This window comes from Pseudochryseolinea flava, from assembly GCF_003286915.1.
Classification (GTDB): Bacteria; Bacteroidota; Bacteroidia; order Cytophagales; family Cyclobacteriaceae; genus Ohtaekwangia; species Ohtaekwangia flava.
In genome coordinates this window covers 185,363-201,895 of record NZ_QMFY01000009.1, presented here as the reverse complement: position 1 = coordinate 201,895, position 16,533 = coordinate 185,363, and the positions used below count along the sequence as shown (strand labels likewise).

The following is a 16,533-nucleotide window of genomic DNA, read 5'->3' as shown; positions in this document are numbered from 1 at the left end:
GCATGAGATTTTTTTTAAAGCATAGCCTCATATTACTCACGGTATTGCTTACCGTGTCATTGACGTTCGGGCAATCACTTCAAACTGATTCACTCGTCGTAAAATTCGATCGCTTTCGCCGAACTGACTACATCGAAAAAATATATGTTCATATAAATCAATCTGCTCTTCTAGTAGGAGAAACTGTTTGGTTTAGTGTGTATGCCGTTGATGGCAGTTTTCACAAGGGCACTCAACTAAGCAAAGTTGCTTACGTTGAAATTCTGGATAAAAATAATGTTGCTGTAGCCCAAGCTAAAATTGCACTTAACAACGGCCTTGGCAGTGGTTCCTTTTACCTATCTCCATTAATCAACGCAGGCAACTATCAGATCCGAGCCTATACTAACTGGATGCGAAATCAACCTCCGTCTTTTTACTTTCATAAACAGTTAACGATTATTAATCCCTTTACATCTTTGGAGCGAAAGAAAGGTGTTAGCGTGGACAAAAAAATAATAGCAGCGTTTTTTCCAGAAGGCGGAAATATTATTGCTGGCGTCACTAACAAAGTCGGATTTAAACTCTCTTCGCCCGATGGTAAAGGAGTTGCTTCAAACGGATTCTTGTTGAATGACAAAAACGATACGCTCGCGCAATTCTCTCCGCTGAAGTTCGGCATAGGAAATTTTTCTTTTGCCGCCGAAGCTGGTACAGTTTACCGGGCCGTGATTAAAACAAACGAAGGTTACGTTACATATCCTCTGCCAACGGTGAAACCCATAGGCTATGCGCTTCGTGTGATCGACAACAAAGATCATTTCGAAATCGTCGTCGAAAATAAAACCTCAACCAACTGGCCGAGTTATTTACTTATTCATGCGCGTAATAAAATCGTGCTTTGTAAAGCAATAGAAAGTACGGGTGAACCTGCTCGTATACAATTGCACAAAACATCGCTCCCTGACGGTATTTGTACGGCAACTTTATTCGACGCTATGATGTACCCTGCTGCCGAGCGCGTTTTGTATAAACATCCAACAGAAAAATTAACGATCAATGCAAAGTTAAATCAGCAAGACTACAGTCCACGAAGGCCGATCACGCTCGACATTGAAACATCTTCTCCTGCAAATCTTTCCGTATCGGTGTATCGTTTAGATTCAATTTCAATACCGTCGTCGTCCACTATTCTGGATTACCTCATGCTTTCATCCGAATTGAAAGGCGTTGTTGAATCACCGGAGTATTATTTGTCCAACGATCCGCACAAGGAAGCCGCCCTTGATAATCTTATGCTGACCCATGGCTGGCGACGCTTTAATTGGACAGATGTGCTGGATGGAAAAAAGTCAGAAAAAAAATTCGTTCCCGAATTCAATTCACCGATTATTTCTGGAAAAGTTTTCAACGAAAACAATGAGCCGGTAGCAAACATTTTAACATACATCGCTTCGCCATCGAAAGCACCGCGTGTGTATACCTCAAGGAGCGATGCTGCCGGCAATATTCAGTTTGAGATGCAAAATTTTTATGGACCTCGAAAGGTTGTACTTCAGACCAATACAAAGTTAGACAGCATTTACCACATCCAAATTGATAATCCTTATGCAACTGATTTCATAGATTCCAACAGTGATGATTTTCAATTAAATACTTCTATTAAGAATTCGTTAGAAGAGCGAACGGTTGCCATGCAAGTCAACGACATCTATCATCGCGCATCGCATGAAAAATTTAGTCACCCCGCAATAGATACGACCGCCTTCTATGGGAAACCTGATGAAAAATATATGTTAGACGATTTTACGCGATTTCCGGTTATGGAAGAAGTACTACGGGAATATGTCGTTGGTGTTGTCGTCAGGAAAAGACGAGATGGTTTTCACTTCATGCTGGTAGATCACCCTTCAAAAACTGTCTTCTCCGAATCGCCTTTTATGCTTATCGATGGCATCCCTTTCTTTGACGAAGATGAAATTATGTCGTTCAGTCCTTTGAAAGTGAAACAACTTGACGTCATGACGCAGCGATATTATTTAGGATATAATCACTATTCCGGCGTATTGAGTTTCCGAACATACAATGGTGACTTAGGTGGTTTTATTCCCAACAAACACGCACTGGTGGTTGACCTCGAAGGACTGCAACTACAGCGGGAGTTCTACACACCAACGTATGATCTTCAAAAAAATCGAGAAACAAGATTGCCAGATCAGCGTCAACAATTGTATTGGAATCCAAAGATCTCGACGATCGATGGGAAACAACAACTAAAATTCTCGACCAGTGATCTCATTGGAAATTACATCATAGAGATTGAAGGAATAAGCACAGACGGAACACCAGGTAAGAGTCGAACGATTTTCGCCGTGAAGAACTACAACAACTGATGGGGCAAATTGACTTACTATCGATTTAATTCGGCAGCACGTTGTCGAAAGAATACACCATCGCTACCGGGTAGTAGTTCTCCCAGTCGAACGTAAACGTCCACATTGCTACTATCATAAGAGATGGCTTCTTTGTAGAGCCCTACCGCACGCGGAATTTCATTCTTACGATCATAAAGGTATGCCATGAGATGACAAATCCATCTATTGCGGACACCATTGTTATAGGCTTTCTCATACCATGGTAGCGCAGCATCAAAATTATTTTGATTGTAATACACATCACCCATCAACTGCATAGTATTGTAGTATTCTGGATTTTGATCCAACAGTATTTTGAGCTCCACCAGGGCTTGATCATATCGCCTCGTTTGCGAATACATCCCTGCACGGCGATAGCGCGCATATTCATTTTCTGGATCTATTTCCAAAGCTTTGTTGAACATTGTTAACGCAGAATCTTCATCATCGAAATACCAAATAGCATTTCCATAACCAATAACGGCTTCAACATTTTCCGGATCTTTTCGGAGTGCACGTCTGTACCACACGCGTGCAGAATCATACTCGGCCATTTCATAAAACTGTGTTCCTGTTTGCGCGTCTTCCTCCGCCGAGGTTTCAGATGACGAGAAGATAATAGGCAGCGTTATTGAAAGGAATACGAACGCAATAAAAGTACCGGCAATCCAAACGATTTTACGTAACGTCGTACTGTGCGATGACGTCGTTTTACTGTACGTTGTTTTGGTATGTTGATAATATGTACTGCGTGCTTCTTCAGCCTTTGCTCGCGCTTGGGCTCGGACATCGTCACTCGAACGAAACGGTGCGCGCGGCGAATTCCAGAAGCCAACGAAAAAGAAAATGCAAGCAAGTGCTAGAAATATAGTGAAGAACGACCCATCTAAGTTCGTCAACAGCGCCATCAGAAATAGCATAACCCATGCCAGCAAAAACCAAAATTTTGCACCAATGCCGTTTTGATTATGGTTAGGTTCTGCCTTCATCATTGCGCTGATTACTACCGCATGTGTCTAATCAATTCGTTCTCATCAATATGAATATCATCTTCACCTACCTCATCGAAAGGATGCTCGAGGTGATCCTGAATATTATCTAAGCTAACCAAAATAAAGCTATATAAGATCGGCATGACATACTCCAAATGCGCGGAGAAGTCTTTGAAATTTACAGCGAAATACGGACCGTATATGATTGGGAATATATAGATAAACACTTTGCTGTATGCGCGCAGTGTTACTGGCGTTCGATACGCATGAATAATCTTCATGTTATCAAAGGCAATGATCATCTTGCTAACGTATTGGCTCACCCTTGAGAACTCACCAGCTTGCACGCCATACTTACGCATCTCCATGGATAGTTTCGAAAGCTGAGAGAAGTATTCATAGATCTGAGCTTCGTTCTTTTCCCACTCAGCTTTTTCAGATTCTTTAAACATCTTTCGAATAACGATGATAAGCTCAGCCATGATCGTTCTCACCTGTTGCGGAAGCGTATTGTCTTTGTCGGTAGTCCAATCGCGCATGGCAAAATATATTGAGATGGCGTGCCCTTTAAAATCCGAAAATCTTTGCAGCGCTGTTTCTCTTCTATTGTAGGCCGACCCGATGGAGAACACCACAGGAAATACGATCGCGACACCGACAAGCATGTCAGGAAATTTTGCTGTGAATCCAAAATGAAAACACAAATAGGTAGAGATTACCGACAGCGTCGTAATGATGATGGTTTTGTAATTGATAATGAGAAAAAAACTTCGGAGGACTCTGTTCATGAAAATGTTAAGACTAGAATGAATGTATGATAATACGATTGAATTTCAGATGGTGATACGCGCTAACGTCAAAAGCCCCGAACACCAGGGCTTTTGATCGTGACGTCAAACGTTATGTTTTTAATCTTCGATAATTTCCACTTCTACACGAACATTCTTTCGTGCGTTAGCGCTTCGCTTGTCGTATAGTGGTCTCTTACCACCCCAAGCTTTGGTTTCAATTCTATCGGCAGCAATACCATTTGCTACGAGATATTGTTTGATTACTTCAGCGCGGTGGAACGAAAGATCTTTCGCGGAGCCTGTTCCGGATTTAGAACCCTCAAGTGAAAAGAAGTTTTTGTCCTCGCCCATGGTAATGATTTTCCCATGGTAATTTCCATTGGTGTGACCATGGAGGCGAATGCGATACTTCGAATTTTCTTTCATCAACTCAAGCAAGCTATTTAATTCATACTTCGATTCTTGCAGCATTAATGCCGCGTCGTTGAAGAAATATACATTGTAAAGCACCACGATATCACCACGATGGTATCGCACGAGATCAAAGTTGATGACAATGGTAGTACCCATTAGATCGATATGCTCTTTCACCGTGTCTGCTAGTGGAAGTGGATAATTGATCTCCTCTTGAGAGCGACGATATCCGAACGCTTCGCATACCAATGTCAACTGACCTGATTTACTTTTCGGATCTGGAAGAATGAGATATTCATTTCCTTTAACTTTTGTAATGGGGCGAGAACGTTCCGTGTCGATAACTTGTACTTCGCCCTCTACAATTCTGTTGTTACGACCGTTGTACAAGCTCAAAAATACTTCGGTGTTGCCCAAGGTCATCTTTTCGTGTTGAACAATCGGAGGGTTATCCGTTACAGTGATCGTATCGCTTTCGCTATTCTGTTCTTTAGCCGCGGCATTGTTACCATTGCTCGGTGTTGTGGAAGGTTGCGTTGATGATGGCTGCGTAGATGATGGTTGTGTGGACGACGGTGTGGTTTTTTCCGTGGGTTGATTATGGCTCTGCTCTACCACTGGTGGAGGGCCTAACACCTCACCAGGCACAACGCGAACCCAGGCATCTTTAAATTCTTCTTGCTTTCTAAGTCTGCTCATTTCCTGAAGCGATGAGCGCAGATCTTTAAAATAGCTTAGGTATACAAAATATAAATTACGCGACGAATTGAAGCCGTAAGCCGCTTTCAAACCCTTCAGGCGAAGTACTTCGACATAGTTTTGAGCGACATTCTCCCTGCTCTTCGCGTATGCGCTGACGACGACATAATAACCTGGCGTCAACTCACTGGAAACTTGTGCCGAAGTAGCCGTGCTGAGCAAGCATACACATGTCACGACAAAGAGAATCAGGAAATTCTTCATGTAAGGAATAGTCAGGATTTTGGTTCAATATGATCAAAAAAAATGAAATTTCCCATTATTCAATCGATGGAGAAATGAGGTAAAACGGTGATCGCAAAATATGTCGGCTTGTGTAGACAGCCGCTGCGGTTACCACAGCCGTTGCGCGTAGTGATTGCTAACTGAAGCGCGCTTTCAAAAATCCGATGCCGTAGCCCCAGAGTTGTAAAAATGCCGATGGAATAGACAGCATTGCTACGGCAACATTTCCGCTAACACGTAACGCATCGACACCGATCAGTAAAAAGTATAGTAACCAAAGCGTGGTGGCTATTGCTGAAAATCCGGTATGGATAAATGGCAAGACTAATAAACTACACGTTCCTAACACAAAAACGGATGGGAACCAATGCGTCGGTTTCACCTCTTCTGGATGCGACTTGCCCACCAATGCGCGGCCTTTTCCAAAGTTTGAAACTTGGTTATAAAACTGCGCGAACGTTGTGCGTCGCTTGTGATATACAAAAGCGTCGGTGATGAGCCCCACCTTGAATCCCGCTTTGCGCATGCGAATACTGAACTCGATGTCTTCGGCAAAACGATCGAACTTAAATCCCTGCGTTTCTTGAAACACTTTCTTCGAAATGCCCATGTTAAAACTTCGGGGCTGAAACCAACCGATGTGTTTTTTGCCGCCACGAATTCCACCCGTGGTAAAGAAACTTGCCATCGTGTAGCCCATGGCTCTTTGCAGCAGCGTAAAGTTTTCGTGCGCTTGATCGGGGCCACCCCAAGCATCCCACTGATGTACTGTCATTGATTTTTCCACGGCATCAAAATACCCTGGCGGAATGATGCAGTCAGAATCAAAAACAACCAGGTAGTCACCGTTAGCTTTGGCATAGCCGAAGTTTCTACTCGGGCCTGGACCAGTATTGGGTTTATAGAAATAATGCAAAGGAAACGCGTCGCGGTAGCGATCAACAACGGTGTCGCAGCGAATAGAAGATCCATCTTCAACCACCACGACTTCAAAATTCCGATACGTTTGATGGCGAAGACTTTCCAGTAGCTCTTCAATCTCCTGTGGTCGATTATAAACAGGAATAACGATGGAATATTTTGGATGATTCATGAGACTACTTCACTTCTTGCAATTGGCGCGCTGAATCTTCTTCAAGACCAACACGCTCGATCACTAAGTAATCGCGCTTAGAGAGCGACTGCATGGCGAACAGTTCAGCAATAAAGCCTGTAAGAAAAAGTTGAACGCCGATCACCACGGCAACCAATGCTAAATAGAATAAAGGTTGGTCCGCGATATCGCGTTTCATTGGAACTTTGGCGATGAACAACGAATTCATCTTGTCCCAAAAAATCTTGGCTGTAAAAATAAATCCGAATAAGAATGATATCGTTCCAAACATACCAAAGAAGTGCATTGGCTTTTGTTTGAATTTACTGACGAACAGGATCGACAATAAATCCAGGAAGCCATTGATGAAACGTTCAAGGCCGAATTTGGTAGAGCCGTATTTACGTTCGCGATGCTCTACAACCTTTTCCGTAATGCGTGTGAACCCCGCCCATTTCGCGATTAGTGGAATATAGCGATGCATCTCACCATACACGGTTATGTTTTTTACGACCGATGAATTGTATGCTTTCAACCCGCAATTAAAATCGTGAAGATTAATGCCGGAAAGTTTCCTGGTGATGTAATTAAAAAACTTCGAAGGGATGGTTTTGGAGATCGGATCGTGTCGCAGCTTTTTCCATCCGGATACCAGGTGGAATCGATCTTTGGTGATCATGCTGTAGAGCTCAGGAATTTCATCAGGACTATCCTGGAGGTCGGCATCCATGGTGATGACAACTTTACCTTTTGCAGCTCTGAAGCCCGTTTGTAATGCGGCAGACTTTCCGAAATTTCTATTGAAGCGAATGCCTTTAAAATGACGATCGTTCTCGTTGATGTTCCGGATTTGATCCCACGTGCCATCATCACTACCATCGTCTATGAAAATAACTTCATAGGAAAAGCCGTGTGTTTGCATGACACGGCTTATCCATTGACTGAGTTCAGGAAGAGATTCTTCCTCGTTCTTTGCCGGTATGACTACCGATATTTGAATTTTTTCGTCTGCCATTTAAAAAGTCTCCGGTGGGTTTTTCTTCGTAGCCAACGAAGTAAGAGCCCCAACAATTAGATAAAATATCCAAGACCAAAGATACGCCTTCAATTGGCCTAATAAAGAAAACTGTTTCGGCAAATCAACTTCCATTTCGGCTATTTTCTCTTCAATTTGGTAGTCTTTCATCCCGAAGCCTTTGAACATTTCTTCAGTTCTTTCAAGCGTAATACGCACCAGGTTTTTAGACAAATCTGGATCGATGAAAGAGTATAAAATACCATTGAACGTGAGGGCAATAAGACCGCTTACCCCGAAAAATATGAGTGCATGCTGAAAAGCTTTTCCATACGGTAGAAAACCTCCGATCTCTTTTCTGTATTGAAGACCTGCATAGATTACGTAGCCAATAGAAAGGATCATAAACAGGATCCCGATTTTCCAATCGGCCAACAGTGTAAAGTCGACGACATAAAGGAGAACAGTGATGGCTATAGAAACGGCCGCCATGATGACGCCATTCTTGGCAGCGTGTGCTACCAATCCATCGTATTTGTTACTGCTGTTGGTTGAATTCGGATCAAGGACTTGTTCCATAATGTTTAGGGTTTTGGTTGTTTTCGGAGTATGATTGACACAATTACGCTTACGAAAAGACCGATAAACGTTCCTTTTGCAAAGAACGAGATCGTCAAATCGAATACGTTAGTCGACGACAACGCCTTAAAATTACTATCGAACACTTCCTTTCCTATTCTTTTTACTTCCTGTTCGGGAAAAGTTGAAAGATAGGATCGCATCTGCTCGACGTAAACCGTGACGAAAGTTTTTTCCAGCAGGCCAAAAATCTGCATACCCAACGCACTGATGATGTTGGCCACCGTAAAGCATATCAACGCAATCATCATTCCCTGCCAGAAGTATAAGACACCTTCTTGGATGTAATCCCGAAATTCCTTTTGAGCAAAAAAGATAAACACACCAAAAACGATAATTCTAAAATCGAGGTATGGCGCCATCAACAATGGATGACGGTTCATGTAAAACAACCCGATCATTAACGCTAACGTGAGTAGTCCTGCCACAGCACCGGCCCGCAGACCTGTCATTACCAAGGGCGATCGTTTCATGCTACGTCGAAATAATGCTTTCCATTATTGAAAACAGCCACAGCTTTACCCACGATTTCCTGACCGAACCAAGGGGAATTTTTTGCTTTCGAGAAATTGCTTCTTTCATCAAATTTCCAAACACGATCCGGATCGAGCAAGGTTAGATTCGCTTTTTCATCGATGTCAATTTTCGGAATCTCCAAGTTTAACAATCGACGCGGCGCTACTGTAATTTTCTCCAGCAACACGTCCCAGTCTACCCATTTGGATAAGCTCACCAAGTTCGCTGCAGTGGTTTGAAGATTCGTGATCCCAAAATCTGCCAAGTCAAATTCAAGGCTCTTACTTTCTTCGTCTTGCGGCACATGGCCAGATATGATGACATCGATCGTGCCGTCTTTCAACGCTTTGATCAATGCATCTTGATCAGCCTTTTCTCGCAGTGGCGGATTTACTTTGTAGTTAGTATCGAAGTCAGCCAATAGACTGTCATCCAACAGCGCTTGGTAAGCCGTGACACTACACGTAACATTTAATTTCTTTTTGCCAGATCGAACCATATCGATTGCCTTTGCCGATGAAAGACGCGTGATGTGAAGTCTTCCCCCGGCATATCCCAACAACTCAAGGTTTTTGTTCACCACGATATCTTCGGCAATACGCGGCATGCCCTTCAGTCCGAGCATGGTGCTGTTGATGCCTTCATGCATCTGGCCAAAAAGATTCAACCAAATATCTTCGGGGTGATCGATCAACAGACCATCAAATTTTTGCAAATATTGTAATGACTTCAGGAATATATCGGTATGCCACACCGGTTTGAGTCCGTCGGTAAATGCAACGGCACCTGCTTCATGCAAGTCAATCATTTCGGTGAGTTCTTCACCCTTATTGTTTTTTGTAACCGATGCCAGCGGATGAATTTTAACCAAGTTGGTGTCGTTACCCTTGATGAGATAGCTTACTTCATTTTTTGTTTGTATCGCTGGCGACGTATTGGGAAGAACAGCAATTTGAGTAAATCCACCGGCTGCTGCTGCCCGCATTCCCGAATCTAAATCTTCTTTATACTCATGACCAGGATCTGGGATTGAAGTGCCAAGGTCAAACCATCCTATTGAAAGTTTCATTCCCTCCGCCTTGATCACCTTATCAGCGGAATAGTTTTTATCCCCGATTTCAACAATGCGGCCGTTGTTGATGAGGACATTTTTTTCTTTAAGATGATAAGGACTGTTTGGATCGATTATTTGAGGCGACTGGAGTAAGATTTTCATCAATCTCTATTTTAAAAAGCGTATGAGAAGGACTTCCACGACCAGGAAGGCAATTGCCATCAGGAGCGCGTACTTCCACAATGGAGTGCCCAAATATCGCTCCTTTATTTCGTTGCTGAAAGTCCCGACGGAAGTCGCTTCAAAAATACTAACGTTTGTGCCATCTCCCATCATTTTCTTCACTTCATCGCCGCTGTATTGCGCCAAAAGCGATTCCGACTTATCGAGGTTAAAAGCCAGCAAGTTAACGGTGTCGCCCTGGCTTACGAGATTGTAAAACCCGTTGGAAATAGAAAACTTCGGAAGATCAATAAAAATACTCTCCCCCACCTTTCGCTGCGATGGCACCAATTCCTCCTGGCCAATCAAACGCACCGGTTCATCTGATTGAAGGCTGTCCATTCGTACCCCGATAAAGCTCTCGCGCAACGAATAGTACAACCGGCTTTCATTTTTCTTTCCACTCGCCGCCAACCGATACATGACCGGAACAAATAGCGCATGATTATAAAAATCCGTTAACTCAGATTCAAGTGCTCCGGACATCACATATAATTTGCCGTTTCGTGAAAAACTTGACAGAAATGGTTGATCATTTTTGAAGCGCAACAACGCAGATCGATCGGCACCCCAATCGAGTTTCTTCGTCGCTTTTGGCATCGCTAATGATACCGAACGTTCCTCGAAAACATTTTCGAAAAATGGGTTGTCGAAATCAGGTCGATCCAAATCCATCGGCTGGGTATTTTCAATAACGTTTACATTGGGCAATCGAAGCAAATTTTTAAAACTTGCTAGATCAGGACGGTTGCCAGGGATCACCAACACGTTGCCAAAGTTATCGAGGTATCCTTGAAGCGCCGACACCAACGATGGGTCTATGCTGTTTAATCCGTTAACCACCACGAGATCTGCTTGCGACAGAAAATTGTAATTAAAATTATCGGCCGAAAAGCCCGTGAATTGGAAGACGCCGGTGTTACCATACACTTTTTCAATCGGCGTTGGCGTGTTGGCGTTTTTTATTTCTACGACACGAATCTTTTCTGTAAAATTCATGGCGAGGTAAAAATCATTATCAAAACTCACCGGAAAATCGTTGAAACTAATTTTGGCTTTATTAATTCCCGATAGGCCAGTAGTAATGTCGAAGGACGTTTCGGCTACACCTTGCTGTGGAATATCCACCGATGAAGTTCCTGCTTGTACATTATTAATAACAAGTTTAAGGTTGAGCTGATCGACATCGCGCATACCATCATTGCGCACACGAACTTTCAATACATTCTTTTCACCACCGGCCGCAAATGGATTCTCCAGAAATGCCGAATCAACAAACACGTTGGGAATGGCTGCAAAAGCAATTGGAACGAGATGGATGTTGCTTGATGAATCACGATTTGTTTGAAGTTTTCCGAACGTCGACTTTTGAAAATCAGATATCCAAAATATTTCTTTGGCCCGTATGCCATCTTGACGAATACGCTCTTGAATTTCGGACGCTGTTCTGCTCACCGACGACAATCGTATTTGTGTGAGTAGGTCGATCATTTCAGGTTTAGTTTTGAACACGTTCGAGAAAGGCGCAAAATCATTCGTGATCAATTTGTAGCGCGTGTCAGGTGGAAACAACTGAACGATAGACCTTGCAAAACCCAATGCAGCATCCAATCCTTTTGTTTTATCGGCAAGTTGCGCCGACATACTTTGAGAGTTGTCGAGATAAATGACAATACTTCGATCACTTCCCAATTGCTCTTTCGCCGGTATTACCGGTTGACAGAATGTGATAACCAGGAAAAAGAGAAAGAGTAAACGCGAGAAAAGGATGAGATAATGTTTGAGTCTTCGTTTGGCCGTACTCGCTTCCTTAACCTGTTTCAAAAACCTATTATTTGAGAAGTAAACCCGCATGGTTCTTCTAAAATTGAAAAGGTGAATGATAATCGGAACGGCCAACACACCTAAAGCCCACAAAAAGGAAGGATACAAAAAACTCATTGCAGCAATTTACACTTTCGGATTCTAGAAAAAACACTTGTCTTACGCTAAAAACGCCATTTTTTTATTTAGCGGTCGTACGAAACTTTTATTGTACGCCAGAACATCTAAAAAATTATCCGGTCGAGGCAACGTAACCGGCTTCTACAGCATTTTAGAACCAGAACCAGCAAACTTTTGGAAGAAAAAGAAATCGTACGTGGATGTCAGCAAGGCAGCGGAAAAGCACAGGAGGCGGCTTATCGTCGCTATGCCGATCGACTTTTTCGATTGTCGCTGCGATACATCCCGATGGAGGCAGAAGCGGAAGACGTGGTGATGCGTGCTTTCGTGAAGGCCTTTAAGAAAGTAAATGGTTTTAACTATCAGCGTGCCGGAAGCTTTGAAGCCTGGCTGCGAAAAATTGTTGTGAACGAAGCACTGATGACGTTGCGCAGTCATCACAATTTTAACATGACGGAGGCGCTCGATGAAAGCATGGATGAGCCAGACATCAGTTCGCTCTCATCGATGGATGCAACCGACATTTTACAATTCATTTCACAACTTCCGACGGGTTACCGCACAGTGTTTAATTTGTTTGCGATCGAAGGATTTGATCACGCCGAAATCGCCGAACAATTGAACATCAGTGAAGTGACTTCGCGGTCGCAGCTCTTTAAAGCAAAGACACTACTCAAGAAAATGTTATCACGGGAGGGCTATCATTATGGAACATAACATTGAAAGACTGTTGCAAGAAAAAATCTTGAAAGAAGAACATCGACCGATTGCGTGGCGTAAAGAAGCTACTTGGGAACGTATTGCTGGGGGCGCTGCACGCAAAGATCGCTCGTCCTATTATTACGCAGCCGCGTCCGTTGCTATCGTACTCGTTGTTGCGTCAGGAGCGTTTTGGCAATGGTCATCTCAATCAGAGACCGCTGCTACCGCGAAGAATGAAAATTCAAAATCTATAGCACCCGCTGTGAAGCTAGAAGAAGCTCAACCCGTAACGCGCGCTGAAAGTTTGACGCCTCCTTCGGAAAACGTGCTGCTTGAAATTCCCATTGATCAAAAAGTTATTGCAGCTCCGGTTGAAGCGACGTCTAAAGATTCCGTTGTGATCGAGACCTTCACAACAATGCAAGACGACATCACCCTTGCGACTGTTACTTCCACGGCGCCCCAAGCGATTGAAGAAGAACCGAAGCAAAAAGTCCGCCCCATCATTGGTGTTGTTATCGAGGATACACCGGAACCAATGATGATGACGAAGAAAAAAAACAGCAAGATCAAATTCTTCTATCACGACAAGGATTCTCCCTTGCTGAACAATCCGGAACCAACCTCCTTAACCGCTAGAATTAACTAAAAACATCTAACCTCTTTTTGTATGAAACTCAAGCATTTAATTTGCCTGACCGGTATTCTATTGCCGATACTTTCCGCCACTGCACAGATACGCGTAAGAGACTTTCCTGATTCTATTCGTATCGAACTACCTGAATACAATGCGGTCGCGACTTTCGAGATGAAAGAACTGTTTGTCGACAAGCAAGTTTTATCACAATTTCCAGATTCACTCAAGCGTCTTCTGGTGCTGATTCGCAAAGGTTTGCCTGACGATGTAGCTCAACTCGATCCGCACAAGATAGAGGTCCGTTATGTGCGCACGCATTACGATGTTATCGCGGGGAAGGAAAGAACCAATGGTCGTCCATTGCACGAGCGATTAGAGGTGACGATACACAAACAAGATCCGCCCGTTACAACGATGACCATCGTAAAAGGACAAGTGGCCGAAGTACTTCCTCCTGCATGGAAGTTGACCATTCACCACGAACGGTATCGCGTTACCGTCTACGCTGAAGACTTTGTCGCTTTCGAAAGATTGGGGAAAGAAGATTTTACTCCTGTAACACAAGCCATCGAAAAGGATCCACAATCGCCCTACATTGGACGCAAGAGTATTATAGCACGCGTGATCTTAAAAAATGGTCAGGTCAACTACAACACCATCGAGTACAAAACGCCTGGTGACTTCCTCGGAATACACCCGGGCGCTGGGGTTGGCTTATATAAGGGAAATCTCTATCCTGAACTTTCTGTAGCGGCAGCGCTGTATTTCAGTAACAGGTTCGGCCAAATGCGTTCGCGCATAGAAGCAACACTCGAAACGAAATTCTTCTGGCCACAAGGAGAAACGGGTCGATTTAACGCAACGTTTTTATCTGTCGGCTACAGTAGAAACTTTCGTAAAAGCAGTGAGCGGCCACGATGGGTTGGCATTGGTGCCGGATATCTAGTTCATCAGAAAAGCTCGATTGCCTCCGGAGAATCATTTATGGGACCAAAAACCTTGAAGCTCTTTGTGATGAGTGATATTGGGAACGGGAAACTCAATATCATTCCTGAATTCTACTTTCACGATATGAAGTTCAAAAATTTTGATTTCGGTATGAAGCTAACGTATCGATTTTAAGCTAGAATACGATACCGCAAAGTTTCACAAAGGAATGCAGAAAGTTTAGCGAAGGGATTCTTGATGATTCCTAAGCTTAAACTTTCTGCTTCTTCGTTTATTTTCCGCGAAGCATCACCATGTCGTTAATGATAACTTCGGTGATGTATTTTTTCTCACCTTTTGTCTCGTAGGCGCGATGAATCAGTTTGCCCTCTACTGCTACTTCATTGCCTTTCTTGAGATATTGTGCTGCTATATCAGCGAGCTTTCCCCAGGCAACAAGATTGTGCCATTGTGTTTCCTCTACCTTCTCACCTTTGTTGTTTTTGTACGAGTCGGTCGTTGCGATGGAGAATTGCACTTGTTTTTTTCCGCTGTCGAATGTTCTGAGTTCAGGATCTTTTCCTAGCCGGCCAATAAGTTGGACACTGTTTCTGAGGTTTGCCATAACGGGTAAATTTTGATGAAGTAATGGATAACGTGCAGCGATATTGCTGATGAGCCAAATCTGCAAAATGATTTTATTGAGAATCGTATAAAAAACGATTAAATTCGTTTGTAATCGTTTCTAAACATTCCACGATTACACCGTTGTATGTCATTCATCACAGAAAAACGTTGCCTTGAATGCGGGACTGCATTTAAAGGTAGACGGGACAAGAAGTATTGTTCCGATCAATGTCGCACAGGATACCACAACCGTATCAACAGCGACAGTCATGAAATCAGTTACATGCGAAATGTGAACAATGCGTTGCGAAAGAACCGGCGTATTCTTCACCAACTCAACCCCTATGGGAAAACCAAAATCGATGTCGACACACTTCGTGCGAGGGGATTCAACTTCAATTACTTTACAAACACAGAATTGCAACGCGACGGATCATTGTATTTCTATTGCTACGATCAGGGCTATCACGCTGCCGCGCATGAGATTCTTGTGCTTGTAAAAAAGAAACATGTTTAACATGACGTTGACTTAGAACAATAATTTTACAACGCTAGGGCAACTGGTCACCCTAGGGCCATACGCAGAACTAGTAAGCCATGCAAAGGGAATAAAACTTTAAGAGCTTTTTCGTTAAACGCTTGATCGTTAGCCAAAATAATATTTACTTAGATAAAAGCCTTTCAGTTTTATTCTTTCTCAACGCCCTTCAAATTTTCGTTGAAATTGAAAAAGACTTAGGACACCAACATATGATACAGCGGTTCAAACCCCAGGACACACGTATCAACGTATTACTTACGCAATGCAAGTCGTACGCAACCGTGTCTCCATTTTCCACGCCTGTTACATCGTTCTCAGAACGTCACCAACGTCTGGGTCTACACGCACGCACTGAGTATCGTTCAATTGTTAGAACAAATACACTCGATTAACCCTGTTATCTTTTAACGTAAACGAGATCCCAAAACACTACCTCACAATAAAAACTCTCTTCTATGGCAACCAAAGCAATCAAAGTAAAACTACTTGCCGGCGAACGCTGGAAAGAATTGAAACTCAAGAAAGGAACAACGACTAAAAACTACGCAGTATCCGACAGAGGCAGGATGGTAAGCTTCAAAGAAAAAATTGATGATGGCTATTTGCTTAAGCCCCGTTTAACACAAGGTTACCCAAGCATCACGATCGGCAGAGAAGACACCCGCCAGAACTACTACATCCATCGATTGGTTGCCGAATACTTTTGTAAACAATCATCGGCTAAACATGCCTTTGTTATTCACGTCGATCATCAGAAAGACAATAACAAAGCATCAAATTTGAAATGGGTAAAACACGACGAGCAAATTGAGCACGCAAAAAATGACCCGAATGTGGTCGTGAGACTTAACCCAGACGAGGGTCCAAAACTTACCGTTACAAAAGTAAAGAAGATAAAAATTGCGTTGTTCAAATCTAAAACGCAACCGACTTTAAAAGCCCTCGCCAAAATGTTCAAAGTATCTGACATGCAAATTCATCGTATCAAAACAGGTGAGAACTGGGCACACGTGAAAGTATAAAGTGTTAATTTGATGCGGCA

16 protein-coding genes are annotated in these 16,533 nt (G+C 43.1%); 6 read left to right on the top strand and 10 right to left on the bottom strand.

Going from position 1 to position 16,533, the window contains the following annotated elements; genetic code table 11:
* Positions 1 to 2 precede the first annotated feature (2 nt).
* Positions 3 to 2,372, top strand: coding sequence for a hypothetical protein (locus DQQ10_RS17670; RefSeq protein ID WP_112748218.1), 2,370 nt, complete (start codon positions 3 to 5; stop codon positions 2,370 to 2,372).
* A 17-nt stretch (positions 2,373 to 2,389) separates the two neighbouring features.
* Here DQQ10_RS17670 and DQQ10_RS17665 read toward each other — a convergent pair whose 3' ends face one another.
* The 9 genes from DQQ10_RS17665 to DQQ10_RS17625 form a co-directional block, all read right to left on the bottom strand.
* The gene (locus DQQ10_RS17665; protein WP_112748217.1) at positions 2,390 to 3,385 is read right to left on the bottom strand and encodes a tetratricopeptide repeat protein; all 996 of its coding nucleotides are present in this window, start codon (positions 3,383 to 3,385) and stop codon (positions 2,390 to 2,392) included.
* A gap of 11 nt (positions 3,386 to 3,396) precedes the next feature.
* Entirely contained in the window at positions 3,397 to 4,173 is a 777-nt protein-coding gene (locus DQQ10_RS17660; protein ID WP_112748216.1) for a hypothetical protein, read from the bottom strand.
* A 120-nt stretch (positions 4,174 to 4,293) separates the two neighbouring features.
* Positions 4,294 to 5,553 carry an OmpA family protein gene (locus DQQ10_RS17655; protein WP_112748215.1) on the bottom strand — a complete coding sequence of 420 codons (1,260 nt, stop codon included), beginning with the start codon at positions 5,551 to 5,553 and terminating at the stop codon, positions 4,294 to 4,296.
* A 157-nt stretch (positions 5,554 to 5,710) separates the two neighbouring features.
* On the bottom strand, positions 5,711 to 6,667 hold the full coding sequence (locus tag DQQ10_RS17650; RefSeq protein ID WP_112748214.1) for a glycosyltransferase: 957 nt from the start codon (positions 6,665 to 6,667) through the stop codon (positions 5,711 to 5,713).
* Between the two features lie 4 nt (positions 6,668 to 6,671).
* The gene (locus DQQ10_RS17645) at positions 6,672 to 7,682 is read right to left on the bottom strand and encodes a glycosyltransferase family 2 protein (RefSeq protein WP_112748213.1); all 1,011 of its coding nucleotides are present in this window, start codon (positions 7,680 to 7,682) and stop codon (positions 6,672 to 6,674) included.
* Entirely contained in the window at positions 7,683 to 8,261 is a 579-nt protein-coding gene (locus tag DQQ10_RS17640; protein WP_112748212.1) for a DUF4199 domain-containing protein, read from the bottom strand.
* A 5-nt stretch (positions 8,262 to 8,266) separates the two neighbouring features.
* Positions 8,267 to 8,794 (bottom strand): DUF4199 domain-containing protein, encoded by a 528-nt coding sequence (locus tag DQQ10_RS17635; protein ID WP_112748211.1) that lies wholly within the window; start codon positions 8,792 to 8,794, stop codon positions 8,267 to 8,269.
* The gene (locus DQQ10_RS17630) at positions 8,791 to 10,053 is read right to left on the bottom strand and encodes a dihydroorotase (RefSeq protein WP_165823991.1); all 1,263 of its coding nucleotides are present in this window, start codon (positions 10,051 to 10,053) and stop codon (positions 8,791 to 8,793) included. The genes DQQ10_RS17635 and DQQ10_RS17630 overlap by 4 nt, the downstream gene beginning before the upstream one ends.
* Before the next feature lie 6 nt (positions 10,054 to 10,059).
* Positions 10,060 to 12,054 (bottom strand): vWA domain-containing protein, encoded by a 1,995-nt coding sequence (locus DQQ10_RS17625; protein WP_112748209.1) that lies wholly within the window; start codon positions 12,052 to 12,054, stop codon positions 10,060 to 10,062.
* A gap of 177 nt (positions 12,055 to 12,231) precedes the next feature.
* Between DQQ10_RS17625 and DQQ10_RS17620 the strand changes: the two genes are divergently transcribed.
* From DQQ10_RS17620 to DQQ10_RS17610, 3 genes are read left to right on the top strand one after another with little or no spacing between them, the layout of a single operon-like run.
* On the top strand, positions 12,232 to 12,774 hold the full coding sequence (locus DQQ10_RS17620) for an RNA polymerase sigma factor (protein ID WP_165823990.1): 543 nt from the start codon (positions 12,232 to 12,234) through the stop codon (positions 12,772 to 12,774).
* Positions 12,764 to 13,408 carry a hypothetical protein gene (locus tag DQQ10_RS17615; protein ID WP_112748207.1) on the top strand — a complete coding sequence of 215 codons (645 nt, stop codon included), beginning with the start codon at positions 12,764 to 12,766 and terminating at the stop codon, positions 13,406 to 13,408. The genes DQQ10_RS17620 and DQQ10_RS17615 overlap by 11 nt, the downstream gene beginning before the upstream one ends.
* Before the next feature lie 21 nt (positions 13,409 to 13,429).
* The gene (locus tag DQQ10_RS17610; RefSeq protein ID WP_112748206.1) at positions 13,430 to 14,518 is read left to right on the top strand and encodes a hypothetical protein; all 1,089 of its coding nucleotides are present in this window, start codon (positions 13,430 to 13,432) and stop codon (positions 14,516 to 14,518) included.
* A 97-nt stretch (positions 14,519 to 14,615) separates the two neighbouring features.
* On the opposite strand, the gene DQQ10_RS17605 is transcribed toward DQQ10_RS17610, so the two are convergent.
* Complete coding sequence (locus tag DQQ10_RS17605; RefSeq protein WP_112748279.1) at positions 14,616 to 14,948, bottom strand: single-stranded DNA-binding protein; 333 nt, start codon at positions 14,946 to 14,948, stop codon at positions 14,616 to 14,618.
* 147 nt (positions 14,949 to 15,095) lie between these two features.
* On the opposite strand from DQQ10_RS17605, the gene DQQ10_RS17600 reads away from it, so the two are divergent.
* The gene (locus tag DQQ10_RS17600; RefSeq protein ID WP_112748205.1) at positions 15,096 to 15,467 is read left to right on the top strand and encodes a hypothetical protein; all 372 of its coding nucleotides are present in this window, start codon (positions 15,096 to 15,098) and stop codon (positions 15,465 to 15,467) included.
* 479 nt (positions 15,468 to 15,946) lie between these two features.
* The gene (locus DQQ10_RS17595) at positions 15,947 to 16,513 is read left to right on the top strand and encodes an NUMOD4 domain-containing protein (RefSeq protein ID WP_112748204.1); all 567 of its coding nucleotides are present in this window, start codon (positions 15,947 to 15,949) and stop codon (positions 16,511 to 16,513) included.
* Positions 16,514 to 16,533 lie beyond the last annotated feature (20 nt).

Excerpts from the sequence above, each read along its gene's own strand:
- DQQ10_RS17610 (WP_112748206.1), top strand. The coding sequence starts at position 13,430 with ATGAAACTCAAGCATTTAATTTGCCTGACCGGTATTCTATTGCCGATA.
- DQQ10_RS17665 (WP_112748217.1), bottom strand. The coding sequence starts at position 3,385 with ATGATGAAGGCAGAACCTAACCATAATCAAAACGGCATTGGTGCAAAA.
- DQQ10_RS17605 (WP_112748279.1), bottom strand. The coding sequence starts at position 14,948 with ATGGCAAACCTCAGAAACAGTGTCCAACTTATTGGCCGGCTAGGAAAA.
- DQQ10_RS17645 (WP_112748213.1), bottom strand. The coding sequence starts at position 7,682 with ATGGCAGACGAAAAAATTCAAATATCGGTAGTCATACCGGCAAAGAAC.
- DQQ10_RS17635 (WP_112748211.1), bottom strand. The coding sequence starts at position 8,794 with ATGAAACGATCGCCCTTGGTAATGACAGGTCTGCGGGCCGGTGCTGTG.
- DQQ10_RS17615 (WP_112748207.1), top strand. The coding sequence starts at position 12,764 with ATGGAACATAACATTGAAAGACTGTTGCAAGAAAAAATCTTGAAAGAA.
- DQQ10_RS17625 (WP_112748209.1), bottom strand. The coding sequence starts at position 12,054 with ATGAGTTTTTTGTATCCTTCCTTTTTGTGGGCTTTAGGTGTGTTGGCC.
- DQQ10_RS17660 (WP_112748216.1), bottom strand. The coding sequence starts at position 4,173 with ATGAACAGAGTCCTCCGAAGTTTTTTTCTCATTATCAATTACAAAACC.
- DQQ10_RS17670 (WP_112748218.1), top strand. The coding sequence starts at position 3 with ATGAGATTTTTTTTAAAGCATAGCCTCATATTACTCACGGTATTGCTT.
- DQQ10_RS17650 (WP_112748214.1), bottom strand. The coding sequence starts at position 6,667 with ATGAATCATCCAAAATATTCCATCGTTATTCCTGTTTATAATCGACCA.
- DQQ10_RS17640 (WP_112748212.1), bottom strand. The coding sequence starts at position 8,261 with ATGGAACAAGTCCTTGATCCGAATTCAACCAACAGCAGTAACAAATAC.
- DQQ10_RS17595 (WP_112748204.1), top strand. The coding sequence starts at position 15,947 with ATGGCAACCAAAGCAATCAAAGTAAAACTACTTGCCGGCGAACGCTGG.
- DQQ10_RS17630 (WP_165823991.1), bottom strand. The coding sequence starts at position 10,053 with ATGAAAATCTTACTCCAGTCGCCTCAAATAATCGATCCAAACAGTCCT.
- DQQ10_RS17600 (WP_112748205.1), top strand. The coding sequence starts at position 15,096 with ATGTCATTCATCACAGAAAAACGTTGCCTTGAATGCGGGACTGCATTT.
- DQQ10_RS17655 (WP_112748215.1), bottom strand. The coding sequence starts at position 5,553 with ATGAAGAATTTCCTGATTCTCTTTGTCGTGACATGTGTATGCTTGCTC.